The 20311-nt window shown below is 72.6% G+C and carries 17 protein-coding genes; 9 read left to right on the forward strand and 8 right to left on the reverse strand.

The genetic code is table 11. The features are described 5' to 3' along the window. Positions 1-6: 6 nt before the first annotated feature. Positions 7-222: a hypothetical protein gene (locus BKE38_RS07165; protein ID WP_076956669.1), complete on the reverse strand. Its 216-nt coding sequence runs from the start codon at positions 220-222 to the stop codon at positions 7-9. 109 nt (positions 223-331) lie between these two features. Between BKE38_RS07165 and BKE38_RS07170 the strand changes: the two genes are divergently transcribed. The 3 genes from BKE38_RS07170 (at position 332) to BKE38_RS31830 (ending at position 2716) form a co-directional block, all read left to right on the forward strand. Further along, a complete protein-coding gene (locus BKE38_RS07170) occupies positions 332-1564 on the forward strand; it encodes a DUF2252 family protein (protein WP_076956691.1) in 1233 nt (410 codons plus the stop codon). A 77-nt stretch (positions 1565-1641) separates the two neighbouring features. Then, complete coding sequence (locus BKE38_RS07175) at positions 1642-2316, forward strand: ParA family protein (RefSeq protein ID WP_207553519.1); 675 nt, start codon at positions 1642-1644, stop codon at positions 2314-2316. Continuing rightward, positions 2303-2716 (forward strand): hypothetical protein, encoded by a 414-nt coding sequence (locus tag BKE38_RS31830; RefSeq protein ID WP_165694137.1) that lies wholly within the window; start codon positions 2303-2305, stop codon positions 2714-2716. The genes BKE38_RS07175 and BKE38_RS31830 overlap by 14 nt, the downstream gene beginning before the upstream one ends. Before the next feature lie 21 nt (positions 2717-2737). Here the strand turns inward: BKE38_RS31830 and BKE38_RS07185 are convergent, their stop codons facing one another. After that, the gene (locus BKE38_RS07185) at positions 2738-3658 is read right to left on the reverse strand and encodes an FCD domain-containing protein (protein WP_083747354.1); all 921 of its coding nucleotides are present in this window, start codon (positions 3656-3658) and stop codon (positions 2738-2740) included. A gap of 96 nt (positions 3659-3754) precedes the next feature. On the opposite strand from BKE38_RS07185, the gene acnA reads away from it, so the two are divergent. Both acnA and BKE38_RS07195 read left to right on the forward strand, forming a co-directional pair. Beyond that, positions 3755-6427, forward strand: a complete 2673-nt coding sequence (gene acnA, locus BKE38_RS07190) for an aconitate hydratase AcnA (protein ID WP_076956672.1) — start codon at positions 3755-3757, stop codon at positions 6425-6427. Beyond that, complete coding sequence (locus tag BKE38_RS07195) at positions 6424-7620, forward strand: M20 metallopeptidase family protein (protein WP_076956673.1); 1197 nt, start codon at positions 6424-6426, stop codon at positions 7618-7620. The genes acnA and BKE38_RS07195 overlap by 4 nt, the downstream gene beginning before the upstream one ends. Positions 7621-7630: 10 nt before the next feature. On the opposite strand, the gene BKE38_RS07200 is transcribed toward BKE38_RS07195, so the two are convergent. Further along, the gene (locus BKE38_RS07200) at positions 7631-8704 is read right to left on the reverse strand and encodes an NAD(P)H-dependent flavin oxidoreductase (RefSeq protein WP_076956674.1); all 1074 of its coding nucleotides are present in this window, start codon (positions 8702-8704) and stop codon (positions 7631-7633) included. 14 nt (positions 8705-8718) lie between these two features. Next, positions 8719-9924 (reverse strand): NO-inducible flavohemoprotein, encoded by a 1206-nt coding sequence (hmpA, locus tag BKE38_RS07205; RefSeq protein ID WP_076956675.1) that lies wholly within the window; start codon positions 9922-9924, stop codon positions 8719-8721. Between the two features lie 78 nt (positions 9925-10002). On the opposite strand from hmpA, the gene BKE38_RS07210 reads away from it, so the two are divergent. The 3 genes from BKE38_RS07210 (at position 10003) to BKE38_RS07220 (ending at position 12377) form a co-directional block, all read left to right on the forward strand. Continuing rightward, positions 10003-10461, forward strand: a complete 459-nt coding sequence (locus tag BKE38_RS07210; protein WP_076956676.1) for an RrF2 family transcriptional regulator — start codon at positions 10003-10005, stop codon at positions 10459-10461. Between the two features lie 82 nt (positions 10462-10543). Beyond that, entirely contained in the window at positions 10544-11599 is a 1056-nt protein-coding gene (locus tag BKE38_RS07215) for a spore photoproduct lyase family protein (protein ID WP_076956677.1), read from the forward strand. Next, a complete protein-coding gene (locus BKE38_RS07220; protein WP_083747355.1) occupies positions 11589-12377 on the forward strand; it encodes an alpha/beta fold hydrolase in 789 nt (262 codons plus the stop codon). Before BKE38_RS07215 ends, BKE38_RS07220 begins: the two co-directional genes overlap by 11 nt. Before the next feature lies 1 nt (position 12378). Here the strand turns inward: BKE38_RS07220 and BKE38_RS07225 are convergent, their stop codons facing one another. The 3 genes from BKE38_RS07225 to BKE38_RS07235 all read right to left on the reverse strand — a co-directional run bounded on the left by BKE38_RS07225 (position 12379) and on the right by BKE38_RS07235 (position 17638). Then, positions 12379-14556: a N,N-dimethylformamidase beta subunit family domain-containing protein gene (locus BKE38_RS07225; RefSeq protein WP_076956679.1), complete on the reverse strand. Its 2178-nt coding sequence runs from the start codon at positions 14554-14556 to the stop codon at positions 12379-12381. Positions 14557-14567: 11 nt separating this feature from the next. After that, positions 14568-16181: an ABC transporter substrate-binding protein gene (locus BKE38_RS07230; RefSeq protein WP_076956680.1), complete on the reverse strand. Its 1614-nt coding sequence runs from the start codon at positions 16179-16181 to the stop codon at positions 14568-14570. 62 nt (positions 16182-16243) lie between these two features. Further along, positions 16244-17638, reverse strand: coding sequence for an aminotransferase (locus BKE38_RS07235; protein ID WP_076956681.1), 1395 nt, complete (start codon positions 17636-17638; stop codon positions 16244-16246). Between the two features lie 138 nt (positions 17639-17776). Between BKE38_RS07235 and BKE38_RS07240 the strand changes: the two genes are divergently transcribed. Then, complete coding sequence (locus BKE38_RS07240; protein WP_207553520.1) at positions 17777-18460, forward strand: FadR/GntR family transcriptional regulator; 684 nt, start codon at positions 17777-17779, stop codon at positions 18458-18460. Between the two features lie 38 nt (positions 18461-18498). Here BKE38_RS07240 and BKE38_RS07245 read toward each other — a convergent pair whose 3' ends face one another. Next, positions 18499-19737, reverse strand: coding sequence for an MFS transporter (locus BKE38_RS07245; protein WP_076956682.1), 1239 nt, complete (start codon positions 19735-19737; stop codon positions 18499-18501). Positions 19738-20311 lie beyond the last annotated feature (574 nt).

Genomic DNA, 20311 nt, shown 5'->3' on the forward strand with positions numbered 1-20311 from the left:
CCGGGGCTAGCGCTTCGCCGCCTTGTGGGTGCCGACATTCTCGTGCCAGACCACCGGCACGCCGTCCCATTCGGCGATCTGCTTGCCGGCGAACTTGCGCCGGACATAGACATGGTAGGCATCCGCCTCGGCCTCGACATAGCCCGACTTGCCATCGTTCAGCCGCAGCTGGCTGGCCAGCTGCTCGGCCTGGTCGATCATGTAGGCGTCCGGCTGGCTCATGCCGCCTCCTTCGCTGCTGTCGCCGCCGCCGCGTTACATCTCGGACAGAAAGCCGCGCTCACGGCCACGTCGGGTGAACGGCCGCGGCGGACGGGCGTTCAATCCCGCCATGAAGACAGCCTCCCGCCCCCTCATCAAGCCCGATCAGCGCGGCCCGGCCCTTGCGGCGCGGCGCGCGACGAAGATGGCGGCCTCGGCGCATGCCTATGTGCGCGGCAGCACGGTGCGCTTCTACGAATGGCTGGAGGAGGGCGGCGGCGCCACCCTGCCGGAAGGCCCCGCCGTTTGGATCTGCGGCGACTGCCATGTCGGCAATCTGGGACCGGTCGGCGGCCGCGACGGCGATCTCGAGGTGCAGATCCGCGACCTCGACCAGACGGTGATCGGCAATCCGGCGCATGACCTGGTGCGGCTCGGCCTGTCGCTGGCGACCGCGGCGCGCGGCTCCGACCTGCCGGGCGTGATGACGGCGCGCATGCTGGAAGGCATGGTCGCCGGCTACGAGGCGAGTTTCGAGGCGGATCCCGGGGAGGAGCCGGCGCCGCGCCGCCGCGGCCGGCATGCCCGGCTGCCGCCGCTGATGCGCAAGCTGCTGCATAGCGCCGCGCGCCGCTCCTGGAAGCACCTGGCCGACGAGCGGATCGAGGGGGTGGCGCCGGTGATCCCGCTCGGCGCCCGCTTCTGGCCGCTGCAGCCGGCCGAGCGGCGCGCGCTGCGCGAGCTGATCGCGACCGAGGAGCTGCGCAGCCTGGTCGCCGGGCTGCGCGGCCGCAACGGCGGCGCGCGGGTCACGGTCGCCGACAGCGCCTATTGGCGCAAGGGCTGCAGCTCGCTCGGCAATCTGCGCTTCGCCGTGCTGGCGGCGGTGCAGGCCGAGGAGGATGCACGCCCGCGCTACTGCCTGCTCGACGTCAAGGAGGCGGTCTCCGCCGCCGCCCCGCGCTACCCGGACGCCGCCATGCCGCGCGACAATGCGGGCCGGGTGGTCGAGGGCGCGCGCCACCTGTCGCCGCATCTCGGCCAGCGCATGCTGGCGACGCGGCTGCTCGGGCGCAGCGTCTTCCTGCGGGAGCTGCTGCCGCAGGACCTGAAGTTCGAGATCGAGCGGCTGGACAGGGACGAGGGCATCGCGCTGGCGACGTCGCTCGCCGGCGTCGTCGGCCGCGCCCATGCGCGGCAGCTGGACGCCGCCGCCCGCCAGGCCTGGCTCGCCGAGCTGCGCCGCCGGCGGTCGAAGACGCTGGACGCGCCCTCCTGGCTGTGGAGGGCGGTGGTCGAGCTCGTCGCCAATCACGAGGCCGCCTATCTCGAGCACTGCCGGCGCCACGCGCTGCAGGGCTGATCGCACGAAAGCACGCTTGCACGCTTTTTGCCGCGCCGGCTATGCTGCGGCGTCAGGACAGGATGGGAGGCGGGCCGGTGCTCGTGGTGGGCTGCGCGTCGCAGAAGGGCGGGGTGGCGAAATCGTCGCTGGCGCGGCTGCTGGCGCGGGAGATGGCGGCGCAGGGGCAGCGCGTGCTGCTGGCCGATCTCGACGTGCGGCAGGCGACCTCGCTGGAATGGGCGCGGCGCCGCGCCGAGGCCGGGCTGCGGCCGGAACTCCAGGTCGCCCGCTGCGAGACGGTCAAGAACGCGCTGAAGCAGGCGCGCCAGGCCGAGGTGGATTGCCTGATCCTCGATGCCCGCGGCTTCGCCGATGCGCAGACGCTGGAGGTGGCCGGGGCCGCCGACGCACTGCTGATCCCTTCGGGCCTGGCGGTCGACGACCTGCTGCCCTCGGTGCGGCTGGCGCATGAGCTGACGCGGGCCGGCATCGCCCCGGCGCGGATCGGAGTCGCGCTGTGCCGCGCCGGCGACACCGCCGGCGAGATCGCCGAGGCCGCGCGCTATGTCGCCGAGGCCGGCTACCACTGCCTGCCGGTCGCCTGGCCGGAACGCGCCGGCTATCGCCGCGCGCATGACGAGGGCCGGGTCGCGACCGAGGCGCGCCACCCCTCGCTGCGCGGCAGGGCCGAGGCCTTCGCCGCCGGCATCCTCGACTTCATCGCCCGCCAGCCCCGCCTGAAGAAGGACGACAAGCATGGACGCTCCTAAGCCGGCCGCCGTGAAGCGCGCCCCGCGCAAGGGCGCGCCGCCGCCGCAGGACGACACGCTGGGCGCGCTGCCCGGGGCCTTGGCCGAGAAGGCGCCCGGCAAGCCCACCGCCAAGGCGGAGGGGAAGAAGCGCAAGAAGGCCGCCAGGGAGGCGCCGAAGGCAGTGTCCAGACCCGAGCCGAAGCCTGCTCCGGAATCGGCGCCCGAAACCGCGAAAGCGGGGGCCGCGAAGGCCGAGCCCGCCAGGCCCGTGCGCAAGGACCGCACCGAGCCGCTGAACTTCCGCGTCAGCGCCGAGTTCCGCCGCGCCTTCAAGCGCGCTGCCGCGGCGCAGGACTGCAAGAAGGTCGACCTGCTGGAGCGCATCTTTGCCGAGTGGAGCGCGCGCAACCCGGGCTGAGCCCTGCCGCGGGCGCGCCGCTCAGCCGCCCGCGAAATGCTGCGCCTGGGCGTCGCGCAGCAGCTTCGCCTTGGACGGACGCCCGGCTTCCAGATGGGCGGCCATCAGCGCCGCGGCGCCCGGCATGTCGCCCGCCTCGATGCGGTCGAGGATCTGCAGGTGCTCGGCCGATTGCTGCCGCAGCCGGTCCTGGTCGGCGGCGATGACATAGCCCACCAGCCGCCGCAGCCGCGTCACCCGCAGCGCCGCATCGGCGAAGAAGCGGTTGCCCGAGGCCTGCATCAGCGCCAGGTGGAAGCCGGAATTGGCCTCGAAGACCTGGCGCGCCGTCATGCCGGCGGCGCCGCCCGCGGCCAGCGCTTGCTGCTCCCGCCGCAGGCGTGCGGCGATCGGCCCGGCCAGGGCGAAGCCCGGCTCGAGCAGCGCCGCCGGCTCGGTCGCGCGGCGGAAGCGATAGGCCTCCTCCTGCCCCTCTGCCCCGTCGATCAGCGGCAGGAAGCGCCAGGCGCCGGCCGGGGCCTGCTCGGCCCAGCCCTCGGCCAGCACCTGGCGCAGCACCCGGGTCACCAGCACCCGGCCGGCGGCATAGCGCCGCATCAGCTCGGCCGCGCCGACCACCTCCGGCAGCGCGCGGCGCAGCCGGTCGCGCACCAGCGCGGCGTAGAGCGCCTCGGCCTCCTGGCCCTGCGCCTCCAGCGGCACGGCGGCGTCGATGTCGTCCGGCAGGCGGCGCAGCGCCAGGCGGCGGCCGTCGCGCCCGGCCAGACCCGCCTCGGCCAGGATGGCCAGCGCCCCGCGCACCGGCGCGCGCGATGTGCCCAGCGCCGCGGCCAGGCTCTCCTCGGTCAGCCGTGCGCCGGGGGCGGCGCCGCTGGCGCGCAGATGCGCCAGGATCAGGCGCGCCGTGGCGCGGTGCAGCAGGGCGGCGGGCATGCGCGGCATGGCGCCTCATATCGCGGCGATCGCCCACAGGCAAAAGGGGTCTTTTGTCTTCTATCGCGATATGCGACGTATAGCCCCGGCGACGGAGGCGGCACGATGCAGGACTGGCAGGAGACACCCGTCTCCACCCTCGAGGGCGTCTTCGGCCGCCGCCGCATCGTCGACCTTCCCGCCGCGGCCGGGCCGGCGCTGGCGCGGATGCCCTGGGTGCACCGCGTGCTGCTGGAGAACCTGCTGCGCCAGCCGGAGGCAGAGGTGCGCGCCGCCGGCCGCCAGGCGCTGCTCGACTGGCTGCAGACCGGCCGGTCGGAGGCGGAGATCCCCTTCGCGCCGCTGCGCATCCTGATGCACGACACCACCTGCGGCCCGGCGCTGACCGACATCGCCGCGATGCGCGACGCCCTGGCCGAGGCCGGGGGCGATCCGGCGCTGCTCAACCCCTCGGTGCCGGTCGCGACCTCGACCGACCATTCGCTGGCGGTGGATGTCGCGGGCGTCCCCGGCGCGCTGGCCGCCAACATGGCGCGCGAGATGGACCGCAACGCCGAGCGCTACCGCTTCATGAAATGGGCGGCCCAGGCGGTGGAGGGCTTCCGCGTCTTCCCGCCCGGCACCGGCATCATGCACACCATCAACCTGGAGCGGCTGGCGACGGTGGTGGCCAGCGAGACCCGCGACGGCGAGGCCTGGGCGGTGCCCGACACGCTGGTCGGCACCGACAGCCACACGCCGATGGTCAACGGCATCGGCGTGCTCGGCTGGGGCGTCGGCGGCATCGAGGCGGAGGGGGTGATGTTCGGCGTCCCCGTCTCGCTGCGGGTGCCGGAGGTGATCGGCGTCCGGCTGGACGGCGCCCTGGCGGAGGGGACCTTCGCCACCGACCTGGCGCTGGCGGTGACGCAGCTGCTGCGCCAGGCCGGCGTCGCCGGGGAATTCGTCGAGTTCTTCGGCCCCGGCGTCGGGGGCCTGACGGCGGGGCAGCGCGCCGTGGTCGCCAACATGGCGCCCGAATACGGCGCCACCACGGGGATGTTCCCGATCGACGGCCAGACCCTGGCCTATCTGCGCGAGACCGGCCGGCCGGCGGAGCAGGTGGCGCTGGTCGAGGCCTATGCCCGCGCGCAGGGCCTGTGGCACGACCCGGCAGCCACGCCGCGCTACACCACGGTGCTGACGCTGGACCTCGCCGCGCTGCGCCCCTCGGTCGCCGGGCCGCGCCGGCCGCAGGACCGGCTGGACCCGGCCGAGGTCGCCGGCGCCCTGGCCCGGGCGGGCACGCAGCCGGGCGCCGCGCCGGTCGGCGGCATCCCGGCCGATGCGGTGGCCATCGCCGCCATCACCTCCTGCACCAACACCTCGGACTTCTCCCTGCTGGTGGCGGCGGGGCTGGTGGCGCGGCAGGCGCGGGCGCTGGGGCTCGCCGTGCCCCCTTGGGTCAAGACCTCGCTGACCCCGGGCTCGCCCTCGGCCGAGCGGCGGCTGCGGCGCGCCGGGCTGCTGGACGACCTCGAGGCCTTGGGCTTCGGCGTCGCCGGCTATGGCTGCGCCACCTGCATCGGCAATTCCGGCCCGCTGCTGCCCGCCGTCGCCGCGGCGGTGGAGCAGGGCGGGCTGAAGCCGGTCGCCGTGCTCTCCGGCAACCGCAACTTCCCCGGCCGGGTGCATGCGCAGCTGGAGGCCGGCCTGCTGGCCTCGCCGCCGCTGGTGGTCGCCTATGCGCTGGCGGGACGCGCCGGGCTCGACATCACCCGCGACCCGCTCGGCCAGGATGCCGATGGCCGCCCGGTCGCCCTGGCGCAGCTCTGGCCGCGGCGGCAGGAGATCGAGGCGGCGGTCGCGGCCGGGCTGGACCCGGCCGATATCGCCGCGGCCGGCGCGGCGGCCGATGCCTCGCCGGGCTGGGCGGCGCTCGCGGCGCCGGCCACGCCGCGCTTCCCCTGGGACCCGGCCTCGACCTATCTGCGCCGGCCGCCCTTCGTGACGTTCGGCCCCGGGCGCGCGCCGGCCGGGCTGCTGCGCGCGCATCCGCTGCTGGTGCTGGGCGACGACATCACCACCGACCACATCTCCCCGGCCGGGGCGATCGGCGGCCGCAGCGACGCGGCATCCTGGCTGGTGGCACGCGGCGAGGATCCGCGCGACCTCAACGTCTATGCCGCCCGCCGCGGCAACTGGGAGGTCATGCTGCGCGGCCTGTTCACCAACCGCGCGGTGACCAGCTTCCTGGGCGCGCCGCTGACCGCCGGGCGCACCGTCTTCGCCCCCGATGGCGCCGTGCTGCCGGTCTGGCAGGCCGCCGCCCGCTATGCCGGGCTCGGCCTGCCGGTGGTGATCCTGGCCGGCGAGCGCTACGGCACCGGCTCCTCCCGCGACTGGGCGGCGAAGGGGGCGCAGCTGCTCGGCGCCCGCGCCGTGCTGGCCTGCAGCTTCGAGCGCATCCACCGCGCCAACCTGGTCGGCATGGGCGTCCTGCCGCTGAAGCTGCCCGCCGGCTGGCGGCCGGAGGCGATGCGGCTGCAGCCCGGCGACACGCTGGAGATCGGCTGGGACCTGGAGGGGCTGGCGCCGCGCGCCGCCCTGCCGGTGACGCTGCGCCGCGGCGATGGCCGGGTCGAGCAGGCCACCGCCACCGCGCTGCTGGAGACCACGCGGGAGGTGCGGCTGGTCCAGGCCGGCGGCATGATCCCGCTGATCCTGCGCCAAGCCCTGGCCCGCAGCGCCGCCGCCGCCGAACCCGCATCCCAGCCACGAGCCGAGCCCACCGCATGACCCCGCTGCCCAACGACCTGCGCGCCGCCATCGATGCCGCCACCCTGGCCATCGAGCCCCGCCTGATCGCGCTCCGCCGCGACATCCACGCCCATCCCGAGCTGGCCTTCGAGGAGGTCCGCACCGCCGGCGTGGTCGCCGCCGAGCTCGCGCGCCTCGGCATCGAGCACCGCAGCGGCATCGGCCGCACCGGCGTCGTCGCCACCATCCGCGGCGCCCGGCCCGGGCCGGTGCTGGCGATCCGCGCCGACATGGACGCGCTGCCGATCCAGGAGGAGACCGGCCTGCCCTTCGCCAGCACCATCCCCGGAAAGATGCATGCCTGCGGCCACGACCTGCACACCACGACGCTGCTCGGCGTCGGCGCGGTGCTGCAGGGGCTGGCGGGGCAGCTGGCCGGCACGGTGCGGCTGATCTTCCAGCCGGCGGAAGAAGCCATCGGCGGCGCGAGGGAGATGATCGCCGAGGGGGTGATGGAGGGCGTCGACATGGCGCTCGGCCTGCACAACCGGCCGGAGATCCCGGTCGGCCGCTTCGGCATCGTGCATGGCCCGGCGACGGCGGCGACCGATTCCTTCGACATCGTGCTGCACGGCAAGTCCGGCCATGGCGCGCGGCCCTATGCCGCGGTCGACCCGATCGTCGCCGCGGCGCAGCTGATCACGCAGCTGCAGACCATCGTCTCGCGCGAGGTGCGGGCGCTGGATTCTTGCGTCGTCACGATCGGCGCCATCCATGCCGGCGAGGCGCGCAACGTCATCCCCGAGCGCTGCGAGCTGAACGGCACCGTGCGCACCCGCCAGCCGGACGCGCGCGACGCCGCGGAGGCGGGCATCCGCCGCATCTGCGAGGGCATTGCCGCGGGGCTGCGGGTGCGCTGCGCGCTGTCCTACCGCCGCGGCATGCCGGCGGTGATCAACGACGAGGCCATGCTGCAGCACACGCTGGCCGCCATCCGCGCGCAGCTCGGCGATGTCGCCGACGAATACGAGCCGAGCCTGGGCGGCGAGGATTTCGCGCTGATGGCGGCGATGGTGCCGGCCTTCCGCCTGCTGGTCGGCTCGTCGCAGCCGGGGCGGGCGGACAAGGTGCACAACGCGCATTACCAGCCGGACGAGCGCTGCATCGGCTATGGCGTCCGCGCCCTGGCCCGCACTGCCGCCGATCTTCTGACCCCCGGCGCCACCACCTGAGAACAGCGCCTCAGCCGCGGCCGGACAGCGCCAGCGTCTCCTCGGCCAGCAGCCGGGTCAGCGCGCCGGCCGGCATCTCCCGCCCCAGCGCCGCCGCCTGGCCGGCCCAGAGGCTCATGAAGTCGCCGGAGCCCGCCGGCTCGGTCGCGGCGCGCAGCGGCGCCAGCGAACCGCCGGCGGTGGGGAAAGCGGGGGCCAAGGCCGAGACCGGCCCGAGCTCGCGCATCACCCGGTTGACGAAGCCGCGCGCCGGGCGGCCGGTGAAGAGGTTGGTCAGCGCCGTCTCGCGCCCGGCCGCCTGCCGCAGCGCGGCGCGATGCGGCGCCGGGATCCTCGCCTCGGGCGTGAAGAGATAGAGGGTGCCGAGCTGCACCGCCGAGGCGCCCAGCGCCAGGGCGGCGCGGATGCCGCGCGCGTCGCCGATGCCGCCCGCTGCGATCACCGGGACCGACACCGCATCCACCACCTGCGGCAGCAGCGCGAAGGTGCCGATCTGCGTCGCCATGTCATCCGAAAGAAAGTTGCCGCGATGGCCGCCGGCTTCCAGGCCCATGGCGATGATGGCGTCGCAGCCCTGCGCTTCCAGCCAGCGCGCCTCGGCCACCGTGGTGGCGGAGGAGAGGATGCGCGCGCCGGTTCTCTTCACCCGCTGCAGCAGCGCCGGTCCGGGCAGGCCGAAATGGAAGCTGCAGACGGCGGGCCGGGCTTCCTCGACCAGGGCGCAGAAGGCCTCGTCGAAGGGCGCGCGGGCGCCGGGTGGCGGCAGCACCGCCGGATCCAGGCCGAGCTCGCGGTAATAGGGCGCCAGCGCCGCCTGCCAGGCCGCCGCCCGCGCCGGGTCGGGCGACGGCGGCTCATGGCAGAAGAAGTTCATGCCGAAGGGGCGGCCGGTCGCGGCCCTGATCGCCACGACCGCGTCGCGCGCCTGGGCGACGGTCAGGGCGGCGCAGGGCAGCGAGCCCAGGCCGCCCGCCTGGCTGACGGCCACCACCATCTCTGGCGTGGTGCTGCCGGCCATGGGCGCCTGGATGATCGGCAGCTCGATGCCGAGCAGGTCGAGGAGGCGGCGGTCGGTCCAGGGCATCGCGGCGCCTCCCGTCACGCGACCAGCAGCTCGTCGGCCGGGCCGAAGAACTCGTGGTGGATCTGCGCCGCCGGCACGCCGAGGCGCCGCAGCGCCGCGACGAAGCCGCGCAGGAAGTCGCGCGGGCCGCAGAGGTAGTAGTCGGCGCCGGCCAGCGGCGTGTTGGCCGCCAGCCACTCCGGCGTGATGCGGCCCTCCAGGTCATGGCCGCGGTCCTGCGGCCGCGGGCCTTCGTAGAAGGTGGTCACCTGGATGCGGCCGCCCGACGCCGTGGCCAGTGCCCGCGCCTCGGCGCCCAGCGCATGGGTGGCGCCGGACTGGGTGCCATGGACGAACTGGACCGCCGGGCCCGCGGGCTGCGCGGCAGCGGCCTGCAGCATCGACAGGAAGGGGGTCTGGCCGACCCCGCCGCTCAGCAGCACGACGGGTCGCGGCGGCGCGTCGGGGAGGAAGAAATCGCCGGCCGGGGCGGCCACCTTCAGCACCGCGCCTTTCTCCACCGTGTCATGCAGCCAGCCGGAGGCGGCGCCCTGCGGCTCGCGCTTGACGCTGATGCGATAGGCCGCGTCGCCGGGGCCGGAGGAGATGCTGTAGTTGCGCTTCAGCGGCGGCCGGCCCGGCAGCTCCAGCCAGAAGGTCAGGTACTGGCCGGGCCTGTGGCGCAGCACCGTGCCGCCATCGACGGGCTTCAGGATGAAGGAGGTGATGACCTCGCTCTCGCGGATCCTGTCGACGACGGCGAAGTCGCGCCAGCCGCTCCAGCCGCCGGGGGCACTGGCCTGGGCCTGGTAGAGCTGCTGCTCGCGGCCGATCAGGAGATTGGCCAGGAACCAGTAGGCCTCGCCCCAGGCGGCCAGGATCTCGGGCGTCGCCGCCGCGCCCAGCACGTCCTGGATGGCGCCCAGCAGCGCCTCCGCCACCGCCGGGTAATGCTCCGGCAGGATGTTCAGCCCGACATGCTTCTGCGCGATCCGCTCCACCGCCCCGGTCAGCGCGCCCAGATTGTCGATGTTGCGCGCATAGGCCAGCACGGCATTGGCCAGCGCCTTGGGCTGCGACCCGGTCTCGCCGTGATGCGACTGGTTGAACAGGTCGCGCATCGCCGGGTCCTGGAACAGCCGGGCATACATGCAGCGGGTGATGTCGAGGCCATGCGCCTCCAGCGCCGGCACCGTGGCCTTGACGGTGGTGATGGTCTGCAGCGTGAGCGGGCAGGGCATGGCGACCTCTTAAGGTGTATAGTTCGTACATCTTTATGGCCGCTTGGATTGAAGATGTAAATCCCCTACATCTTCTCCATGCGCCTCACCCTGCACACCGACTATGCGCTGCGCACGCTGATCTATCTCGGCCTGCGGCAGGAGCGCCGCGTCTCGATCCGCGAGATCGCCGAGGCGCACCGCATCTCGGAGAACCACCTGGTCAAGGTGGTGCACAATCTCGGCCGCGGCGGCTTCATCGAGACCACGCGGGGCAAGGGCGGCGGGCTGCGGCTGGCGCGTCCGCCGGAGGCGATCAATGTCGGCGCCGTGGTGCGCTTCACCGAGGAGGACATGGCACTGGTCGCCTGCTTCCAGGACCCGGCGACCGGCGGCGGCTGCGCGCTGATCCATGCCTGCCGGCTGCAGGGGCTGCTGGGCGAGGCGCTGGCCGCCTTCCTGGCGGTGCTGGACGGGCAGAGCCTGGCCGACCTGCTGCGCCCCAACCGCGCGGCGATGGCCGCCCGGCTGGGGCTGCCGGCGCCTGAGGCCGCCTGACCCCCGCGCCGGGGACCCCTGGACAGGACCCCCTGGGCAGGACCCCTGGGCAGGCGCGCCGGCATCCCCACATCAGCCGGGCATGCTCGCCCCGCTGCTCGACATCGACCGGATCTACCTGGAGGCCGCCGTGGAAGCGCATCCGCGCGGCCGCGAGATCCTGGCGCGCTTTCCCGACGCCGAGCGCATCCCGGTCGAGTCCCACTGGCGCATCCCGGCGCTGCGGCAGGCCGATCCGGGCGACTACCTGGCGGCCAAGCGGCAGTCGCTGGTGCTGGGCGTCAAGAAGGGGCTGGACTTCCGGCCGAACGGGCGCAGCGCCGATTTCATCGCGCCCTCCACCTCGAATGGCTGCGCCATGGCCTGCGCCTATTGCTACGTCGCGCGGCGCAAGGGCCATGCCAATCCGGTCAGCGTCTTCGTCAATATCGAGGCGATCTGCGCCGCCATCGCCCGCCATGCCGCGAAGCAGGGGCGCAAGACGGTGCCCGACCAGGTCGATCCCGAGGCCTGGGTCTATGACCTGGGCGAGAATGGCGATCTTTCCGTCGATGCCGCCATCTCCGACAATGTGCGCGACCTGGTGGCGCTGTTCCGCGGCCTGCCGCAGGCCAAGGGCAGCTTCGCCACCAAGGCGGTCAATCCGGCGCTGCTCGGCTATGACCCGCAGGGCCGCACCCGCATCCGCATGTCGCTGATGCCGCCCGACCTGGCGCGGCTGCTGGACGTGCGCACCGCGCCGGTGGCCGAGCGCATCGCCGCCATCCCCGAGCTGCACCGCGCCGGCTACGAGGTGCATGTCAACTTCTCCCCCGTCGTGCTGCGCGAGGGCTGGGAGGGCGAATGGGGCGCCCTGTTCGAGATGCTGGACGATTGCCTGCCCGATGCGGTGAAGCAGCAGCTGGCGGCGGAGATCATCATGCTGACCCACAACGAGACGCTGCACGAGGTGAACATGGCCTGGCACCCGAAGGCCGAGGCGCTGCTCTGGCGCCCCGACATCCAGGAGCAGAAGGTCTCCGAGGGCGGCGGCGCCAACCTGCGCTACCGCACGCCGTGGAAGCGGCGCTGGCTGGACCGCTTCATCGCGCTGCTGGCGGCGCGCATGCCCTATTGCCGGGTGCGCTATGCCTTCTGAACCGGCCACCACCCCGCCTGTGACCCTGTTCTGCCTGCCCTGCCTCGGCGGCAGCGCCCGGCAGTGGCGCGCGGTGGCCGAGGCGCTCGGCCCCAGCGACGGGCCGGGGGGCATTGTGCTGCAGGGCATCGACCTGCCCGGCTTCGGCGAGGCCGCCGCCGTCCCCGGCTACACGGTGGCCGAGATGGCGGCGCATGTGGCGCGGCGGATCGCCGCGGCGGCGCCGAGACGCTGGCTGCTGGCCGGGCACAGCATGGGCGCCAAGGTGGCGGCAGTGGTGGCGCGGCGGGCGCTGGACGGCGCCTCTGGCCTGCCGCCGCCGGCCGGGCTGGTGACGCTCGCCGGCTCGCCCCCCTCGCCGGAGCCGATGGCCGAAGACCGCCGCGCCGAGATGACCGGCTGGCTGGAGGGCGACGCCGCCACCCGCGACCGCCATGCCCGCGACTTCGTCGCGGCCAATGCCCTGATCCTGCCGGACGCCGCCCGCGCCCTGGCCGAGGCCGAGATGCTGCGCGCCAGCCCCGCCGCCTGGCGCGCCTGGCTGCAATCCGGCAGCCGCGAGGACTGGTCGGACCGCGTCGGCCAGCTGCCGCTGCCCGCCCTGGTGCTGGCCGGCGCCGAGGATGGCGATCTCGGACCCGCGGCGCAGCGCCGGCTGATGCTGCCGCATCTTCCCGGGGCGCGGCTGGAGGTCATCCCCGGTGCCCGCCACCTGCTGCCGATCGAGGCGCCCGCCGCCGTCGCGCGGCTGATCCGCGACTTCGCGGCGGGATTGTGACCTAGCTCGGCGGCGGAGGCGGGAAGGGCGCCGGATCGGCGAAGCGGCGGATGATGTTGGTGACCAGCCTCGCCGCGACATTCTCGTAGCCGTCGACCGGCAGGGCGCCGATGAAGTTCATCGAGCCCACCGAGAAGACCGCGCCGCCGCCGGCCGTCTCGAAGAAGGTCAGGTCGGAGCGGATGATCTCCTCCCGCGCCGCCGGCCAGGTGTGGTCGCGCCGCTCCTCGTTGACCGGCTGGTAGCTGGGATCGGTCAGCACCGCGCGGCCGATCACCAGCGCATGCCGCGGCGTGCCCAGCGTCACGTCGGCACGGTCGAGCTCATGCCCGGCGGCGCCGCCGCCCATCAGCCCGCGCTCGCCCAGCGGCGCGCCGGGGGCGGAGATATCCTCGATGCCGTCGCGCATGAAGGCGACGCGCGGGTCGCGGATGGCGTCGAGAAAGGCGTAGGGGTAGCCGATATACTCGCCCTGGGTGCTGAAGCCCACGCCGACCAGCTGCTGCGGCGGCCGGCCGAGGCGCCGCCACAGCCCGCCATAGCTGCCATCCTGCGCGTGGTAGCTTTCGCCCGGCAGCGTCTCCCACAACCGGATGCCGCCTTCGGCGCGGCGCAGCTCGAAGCTCCAGGGGCCGGTGCCATGCGGCACCACCTTCCAGTAGAAGCCGTTGCCGCCGAGATACAGGAAGCGCCCGCCCTGGCCGAGATAGGCCTGCAGCGCGTCCAGCGTCTCGACCGTGTGGTATTCCGGATGCTGGCCGGTCAGCACGACGTTGTAGTTCGACAGCAGCTCCACGCCCTCGGCGTGCAGGTCGTGGTCGGTGATGACCTCGAAGTCGATGCCCTTGCGGGTCAGCAGGTCGGTGACGAAGCTGTCGGCGGCGATCCAGTAGAGGCCGGAGCCGCCCTCGCTCGGATCGACCAGGTGGATCTGGTTGACCCGCTTGTCGATCATCGGCCGGCGCATGCTGGACATCACCACGCCGCTGCCATCGGAATGGAAGTTGTAGGGCGAGACGCCGTATTCCGGATGCCCGTCCGGCGCCTGCGGCAGCGCGCCCCATTCCAGCGAGCGCGGGATGATGCGCGCCTGCCGCCCGGCCTTCTGGAACTGGCCATAGACCGTGTAGCTGAAGGTCGGCGCGAGGAAGGCGACGCGGGCCTGCGACCCCGGCACCCGGGCGCGCAGGTGGAAGACGATGTTGTCGCGGTGTGTCCGGCCGTCACGCTCGGTCTCCAAGTGGAGGGCATAGACGCCGCTCTGCCAGTCCTCGGGGATCGCGAAGGACAGCGAGGGCTGCCAGCCGGCATCGCCGAGATCGTCGTCGTGGAAATGGATGGCGCCGTATTGCGACGGGTCCTCGGTCCAGCGATGCACGTCGCCGCGCCAGCTCGAGCCGGTCATGGCGCGCGTCGGCAGGTTGTGCAGCAGCCCATGCGCCGCCTGCGGGCCGGTATCCTCGATGCGGTCGGTCTGCATCGCCCGCGACAGGTCCCATTCGGCGATGGGCGCGCCACCATCGCCGGCGGTGAAGCGCGGGCGCTCGATCTTGCCGTTGAAATGCGCGCCGTCGCGGCGCTCGGCGGCGATGGCGGCCGCACCGGCGCCGCCGGGGAAGGGCGCCGCCAGGGCCGAGACCTCGGCCGCCTCGGCGCGGTCCAGCCGCGGCGTCAGCGGGCGCTGCCGCAGCTGCAGCCGCCCCTCGGCGTCGATGACGCAGGCGAGCTCATGCCAGGCGCGCTCGGTCAGCGGCAGCCCGGCGCGCAGCAGGGTCTCGCCCGCCGGCGTGGTCAGGCGGCACCAGGCGCCGTCCGCGCCGAGGCCGAGCACCAGCGCATGCCCGGCCCCCGCCCAGGCCAGCACCGGCTGGTCGCCGGCGGCCAGCCGCGTCGGCCAGACCGTCGCCGCCAGGGCCACCGGCCCGGCCGGCAGCGTCACTCCCGGCACCTCGCCCCAGGACCCCAGGAAAATGTCCTGCTGGGTGCCGGCATGCTCGCCTTCCAGCGCCCAGTCCGCCGGCACCTCGCGATAGCCGGGGCCCTTCGGATTGGGATCGCCGCAGATGACCCGGGCAATCCGCGCCCGATAGGGACCGCCGCCCTGGACCGAGATCATGACGTTGAGCGTCTCGCCGGGGCGAATGCTCCAGCGGTCGACATAGCCGGTGATGGCAAGCATGGATCAGGGCCTCAGGCGCGTCGCAGGTTCCAGAACAGCGGCAGCCCCTTGAGCACGCCGCTGAGCTCCTTCTTGTAGACCGTCGGCTGGTAGAACAGGCCGAGCGGCACATAGGGCACGTCGATGAAGGCCTGGCGCTGGGCCTGGATGCCGATGGCGCGCTGCGCCTCGGCATCGGGGGCGGCGAACCAGGCGTCGCGCAGCGCCTCGAGCTGCGGGCTGGTCGGCCAGCCGAAGGTGGCGCGCTCGCCGCTGCCGCGCAGGAAGTTGTGCGCCGCCGGGTTCAGATGGGTGACGCCCGGCGAATAGGTGCAGAACAGGTTGTAGCCGCCGCGGTCGATGCCGCCCTTGTTGGCCATGCGCGTCAGCATGCTGCCCCAGTCCATCACCTGGTAGTCCAGGTTGATGCCCAGCCGTTTGAACAGGTCGGCGGTGACCTCGCTCAGCGCCTTGATCGAGGGGAAGTCGGAGGGCGCCATCAGCAGCACCCGCTCGCCCTTGTAGCCGGCGGCCTGCAGCGCCTGGCGCGACTGCTCGATGCTGCGGCTGCCGTCCAGCGCCGCCATCCCTTCGTCATTGGCCATGACGCCGCCGGGCGCGAAGAAGCCGACCTTGTCCTTCCACAGCGTGCGGTCGTCGCCGGCGACGGCGGTCATGAAGTCGCTTTGCTTCACCGCGCCCAGGATGGCGCGGCGCATCGCCGGATTGTCGAAGGGCGGGATGGTGGAATTGAAGCGCAGCACGGCGATGGCGCCATAAGGGTCGAGCACCTCGACATTGACGCGCAGGTTGCGCTTGATCATCGGCAGCAGGTCGTAGATGGGCTGTTCCCACCAGTCGATCTCGCCCTGCTGCAGGGCGGCGGCGGCGGTGCTGGCATCGGGCATGACCTGCCACTCGATGCGGTCGAAATGCGCCACCTTCGGCCCGGCCAGCAGGCTGGCGACGCCCTCGGGGCGCGGCACGTAGCCGTCGAACCGCTCATAGACCAGGCGGGAGCCGGAGACATGCTGGTCGGCGCGGAAGCGGAAGGGACCGCTGCCCACCAGCTCCTTCACCGGCGGCACCGGGTTGTCGGCCGCCGCCAGCCGCTCGGGCATGATGAAGGCGACAATGGCGCCGACCTTGCCCAGCGCCGTCGGCAGCAGCGGGAAGGGCGCCTTCAGCCGCCAGCGCACGGTGCGGTCGTCGGGGGCGGAGAGCTCGTCCACCACCGCCATCAGCGAGGTGCCGAAGGCATCGCGATGCGCCCAGCGCCTGAGACTCGCCACCACGTCGCGGCCGCGCACCGGCTCGCCGTCATGGAAGCGGAGCCCCTCGCGCAGCCGCATGGTGACGAGCTTCCCGTCCTCCTCGATCGTATGGCCTTCCACCATCTGCGGCCGCACCACGCCCTCGGCATCGATGCCGTAGAGCGTGTCATAGATCAGAAAGCCGTGGTTGCGGTTGACCAGGCCGGTGGTGATGGTGGGGTCCAGGATGGCGGCATCGGCCTGCGGCACGAAGATCAGCGTGCGGGCATTGCCCTGGCGCCCCTGCGCCCGGGCGATGCCCGGGGCGGCGAGGGGAGAGGCGGCGGCAGCACCCAAGGCCAGCGTGCTGCGGAACAGGTCACGGCGTTGCATGGCAGAAGCTCTCCAGCGGGGGTGGCGAGTCTGGCTGTTCCCTGAATGGGGCGGGATGCTTGTTACTCAGCGGCGAGGCGGCTCTTCGGCAGGTCGCGCTCGACCTCGGCCAGCGTGCGGTCGAAGAGAGAAAGAATCTCGTCGATGCCGGCCTCGTCGATGATCAGCGGCGGGCAGAGGCCGATGGTGTCGCCCATCGGCCGGATCACCAGCCCGTTGGCGAGGGCTGCCGCATCGAAGCGGGCGCCGGCCTTCAGCGCCGGGTCGAAGGCCGTCTTGGTTGCGGGATCGGCGACCAGCTCGACGCCGATCATCAGCCCGGCGCCGCGCACCTGGCCGACGATGCCCGACCGCGCGGCGATGGCGTCGAGCCCGGCGCGCAGCCGGGCGCCCATGCGCTGGGTATGCGCGACCACATCCATCTCGCGATAGACGGCCAGCGTTTCCAACGCCACGGCGACGCCGACCGGATGGCCGGAATTGGTGAAGCCGTGGCCGAAGATCTCGCCGCCCTCGTTCATCCTGGCGAGCGCATCCTGGATCGGCTTGGACAGCAGCACCGCCGAGATCGGGAAATAGGAGGACGAAATCCCCTTGGCCATGGCGATCATGTCCGGCGTCATGCCGGTGGTGGTGGCACCCCACATCTCGCCGGTGCGGCCGAAGCCGCAGACCACTTCGTCGCCCAGGACAAGAATATCGTGGCGGCGCAGCACCGCCTCGATCGCCGGGAAATAGCCGGCGGGGGGGACGATGATGCCGCCGCCGGCATTGATCGGCTCGGCGATGAAGGCGGCGATGGTGTCGGCGCCTTCCTCCAGGATCATCGCCTCCAGGCTGTCGGCCAGGCGCGCGACGAAGGCGGAGATGTCCTCGCCGGGCTGCGGCCCGCGATAGGGATCGGGGCAGAGCGTGTGCAGGAAGCCGGGCAGCGGCAGGCCGAATTCGCGGTGCATGCGCGGCAGGCCGCACATCGAGGCGGCGACGATGGTCGAGCCATGGAAGCCGCGGTCGCGCGAGATCACCTTGCGCTTCGTCGGCTTGCCACGGACCGCGTGATAGACCCAGGCGAGCTTCACCATGGTCTCCGTCGCCTCGGAGCCGGAGGTGGCGAAATAGGCCTGCGCCTCGGGGATCGGGCCCATCGCCACCAGCCGCTCGGCCAGGTCGATGGTCGCCGCCGGCGTCTTGTGGTTGAAGGTGTGGTAGAAGCCGAACCTGTCATAGGCCTCGGCCGCGGCGCGCTTCAGCCGCGCATGCGAGAAGCCGAGCGAGGTGCACCACAGCCCGGCCATGGCCTCGACATACTTCCTGCCGTGGCTGTCGAAGACATGGATGCCCTCGCCGCGCTCCATGATCAGCGGGCCGCGCTCGGCATGGGCCTGGGCATTGGTCTGCGAATGCAGGTGGAACAGCACGTCCCGCGCTTCGGCGGAATTGGGCGGCGGCGTCGGCATGCGGGCAGCTCCTCGGGGGCGGCGGACAGCAAGTGACGTAAAATTGGCCTGACCAATCTGGCCTGGGCACTGTCTGCGTCCCGGTTCCGCTTGTCAAACCCTTAAAGCGGGTGCTTCAAGCCGGCGATGCTCCCCGCCATGCCCGTCCTGCGCAGCTTCGAGACCATCGCCCGGCAGATCGCCGCGCTGATCCAGAGCGACCATCCGGTGGGCAGCCGCCTGCCGGCCGAGCGCGAGCTGGCGAAACGCTTCGGCGTGTCGCGGCCGACGGTCCGCGAGGCGATCCTGTCGCTGCAGATGGCCGGCATGCTGGAGGTGCGGAAAAACAGCGGCGCCTATGTCGCCAGCCGCCAGGAGGCGGCGGAGGTGCGCGCACTGTCCGGCTTCGGCCCCTTCGAGAACCTGCAGGCGCGGCGCATGATCGAGCCGCAGATCGCGGCCATCGCCGCGCAGCACGCGACGCCGATGCAGCTGGCTGACATGGCCGGGACATTGGCAGACATGCGCGCCGACCATGCCCGCGGTGTCGAGGCCGATGCGGCGGATCTGCGCTTCCACATCCTGCTGGCCGAGGCCAGCGGCAATGGCGTGCTGGTGCAGATGGCCGACCAGCTGTGGCGCGGCCAGATCGAGAGCGGCATCTGGCAGGAGATCCACCGCTACATGCCGATGGAGCAGTACCGCAAGACCTGGCTGCGCGACCACGAGGCGATCTTCCGCGCGGTGGAGGACCGCAAGCCGCGCGCCGCCTCGCTGGCCATGACGCGGCACCTGGCCAATATCCACGCCGCGCTGATGACCACCACGGCCGCGCGGCGCTGACCCCGGGGGCGGCCCGCCCCCGGGACGCGCTGGCCTGATCAGGCCAGCTCTTCGCCCTTGGTCTCGGGGATCAGCAGCCAGAGCGCCAGGATGTCGACCAGGTAGAGCAGCGCCAGCAGGGCGATGGCGACCTGGAAGCCATAGGCGAGGGCGATGGCGCCGACCACCACCGGACCGAAGCCGCCGATGGCGCGGCCGATGTTGAACAGCACGTTCTGCGCCGTCGCTCGCGCCGCCGTCGGGTAGAGCTCGCTCATCAGCGCGCCATAGCCGCCCAGCATGCCGTTGACGAAGAAGCCCATCACCGCGCCGGCGACCAGCAGCGCCGTCGCGTCGGTCAGCTGCGCATAGACCACCACCATGATGGCGGCGCCCAGCATCCAGCCCAGGAAGGCCGGCTTGCGGCCGATGCGGTCGGCGACATGGCCGAAGGCATAGATGCCGACCGCCATGCCCAGGATGGTGACCGCCGTCCAGGTCGCCGACTGCGTCAGGCCGAAGCCGAAGCGCGAGGACAGGTAGTTCGGCAGCCAGATCATCACGCCGTAATAGCCGAAATTCTGCACGCCGCAGAGGATCACAAGGCCGATGCTGCTGCGCGTGGTCCGCGCATCCGCCACCAGCAGCCGCAGCGCCGATTTTCTTTCGGTGGTCTTCGTCCGCTGGACGAAGACCTCGGGCTCGTGCAGGTTCTTGCGGATGAAATAGGCGGCGACGGCCGGGAACAGGCCGATGGCGAACATGCCGCGCCAGCCGATCTCGGGCAGCAGCATCGGCGTCAGCAGCGCGGCGCCCAGCACGCCCGCCTGCCAGCCCAGCCCGACATAGGAGGAGGCGCGGGCGCGCTTCGAGGCCGGCCAGGCCTCGGCCACCAGCGCCATGCCGATGCCGAACTCGCCGCCGAGCCCGATGCCGGCGATGGTGCGGTAGAACAGCAGGTCCCAATAGCCCTGCGCCAGGGCGCAGAGCCCGGTGAAGACAGCGAACAGGACGATCGTCCAGGTCAGCACCCGGACGCGGCCCAGCCGGTCGGAGAGCATGCCGAAGCCGACGCCGCCGACCACCGCGCCGACCAGCGTCGCCGTCACCAGCGAGGCCGCCTGGGCCGGGCTGAGGCCCAGATCGGCCGAGATGGCGCGCAGCATGAAGCCCAGGATCAGCAGGTCGAAGCCGTCCATGGCATAGCCCAGGGCCGAGCCCCAGAGCGCCTTCCAGGCGGCCGGCGTGACGGCGTCGCGATCCGCGGCCGGCGGTGAGAGGTCGGTCGATGGGGCCATGGCGGCTGTCCTGTCCTGAAGCGTGGTCGCGTGTTCTGGCCCCCGACGGGCTCCCGCGTTGCCGCCGAGCCTAGTCCGGCAGGGCAGCGCGGCGGCAGAATTCCATCGGCAGGGCGATGGGCCCGGAACGGGGGGCTGAGGCGTCCGACGCGCTGCGTGCGTCGGGGCGCGGCTACTGGTCCAGGCAGCGCCCGGCGTCAAGCCGTGACGGATTGCTTCCGGTTAACATGACATAATACATCTTATAAGACTTATGCAGGCCTGCATAGAAAGCCCTTTCCTGTCAACGCATTACGCGTCAACGGCTTAGCCTCGATGCGCTTCAAACCGGCCACATACTACATCTAGAAGCGGTCTAGGCTTATTAGCCTCTTCAGCAAGCGCCGTGCCGCTGGAATCCTTTCCTGCGGGCGCATTCGCCGCATGTCCAGGCGCGTCTGAATGGCCATGCTACGCCGGCGCGGATTTGGATTGTGGAGAGCCGCTTCCCGGTCAGCCCGCTGCCGTTTGTAGGCCGTGCTCAGCGCCAATCGCCGGCCACTCGCTCACCCCCAGATCCCATGCGATGCTTCCA

Source organism: Teichococcus deserti (assembly GCF_001982615.1).
Classification (GTDB): Bacteria; Pseudomonadota; Alphaproteobacteria; order Acetobacterales; family Acetobacteraceae; genus Pseudoroseomonas; species Pseudoroseomonas deserti.

Excerpts from the sequence above, each read along its gene's own strand:
- BKE38_RS07165 (WP_076956669.1), bottom strand. The coding sequence starts at position 222 with ATGAGCCAGCCGGACGCCTACATGATCGACCAGGCCGAGCAGCTGGCC.
- BKE38_RS07170 (WP_076956691.1), top strand. The coding sequence starts at position 332 with ATGAAGACAGCCTCCCGCCCCCTCATCAAGCCCGATCAGCGCGGCCCG.
- BKE38_RS31830 (WP_165694137.1), top strand. The coding sequence starts at position 2,303 with ATGGACGCTCCTAAGCCGGCCGCCGTGAAGCGCGCCCCGCGCAAGGGC.
- BKE38_RS07185 (WP_083747354.1), bottom strand. The coding sequence starts at position 3,658 with ATGCCGCGCATGCCCGCCGCCCTGCTGCACCGCGCCACGGCGCGCCTG.
- acnA (WP_076956672.1), top strand. The coding sequence starts at position 3,755 with ATGCAGGACTGGCAGGAGACACCCGTCTCCACCCTCGAGGGCGTCTTC.
- BKE38_RS07195 (WP_076956673.1), top strand. The coding sequence starts at position 6,424 with ATGACCCCGCTGCCCAACGACCTGCGCGCCGCCATCGATGCCGCCACC.
- BKE38_RS07200 (WP_076956674.1), bottom strand. The coding sequence starts at position 8,704 with ATGCCCTGGACCGACCGCCGCCTCCTCGACCTGCTCGGCATCGAGCTG.
- hmpA (WP_076956675.1), bottom strand. The coding sequence starts at position 9,924 with ATGCCCTGCCCGCTCACGCTGCAGACCATCACCACCGTCAAGGCCACG.
- BKE38_RS07210 (WP_076956676.1), top strand. The coding sequence starts at position 10,003 with ATGCGCCTCACCCTGCACACCGACTATGCGCTGCGCACGCTGATCTAT.
- BKE38_RS07215 (WP_076956677.1), top strand. The coding sequence starts at position 10,544 with ATGCTCGCCCCGCTGCTCGACATCGACCGGATCTACCTGGAGGCCGCC.
- BKE38_RS07220 (WP_083747355.1), top strand. The coding sequence starts at position 11,589 with ATGCCTTCTGAACCGGCCACCACCCCGCCTGTGACCCTGTTCTGCCTG.
- BKE38_RS07225 (WP_076956679.1), bottom strand. The coding sequence starts at position 14,556 with ATGCTTGCCATCACCGGCTATGTCGACCGCTGGAGCATTCGCCCCGGC.
- BKE38_RS07230 (WP_076956680.1), bottom strand. The coding sequence starts at position 16,181 with ATGCAACGCCGTGACCTGTTCCGCAGCACGCTGGCCTTGGGTGCTGCC.
- BKE38_RS07235 (WP_076956681.1), bottom strand. The coding sequence starts at position 17,638 with ATGCCGACGCCGCCGCCCAATTCCGCCGAAGCGCGGGACGTGCTGTTC.
- BKE38_RS07240 (WP_207553520.1), top strand. The coding sequence starts at position 17,777 with ATGCCCGTCCTGCGCAGCTTCGAGACCATCGCCCGGCAGATCGCCGCG.
- BKE38_RS07245 (WP_076956682.1), bottom strand. The coding sequence starts at position 19,737 with ATGGCCCCATCGACCGACCTCTCACCGCCGGCCGCGGATCGCGACGCC.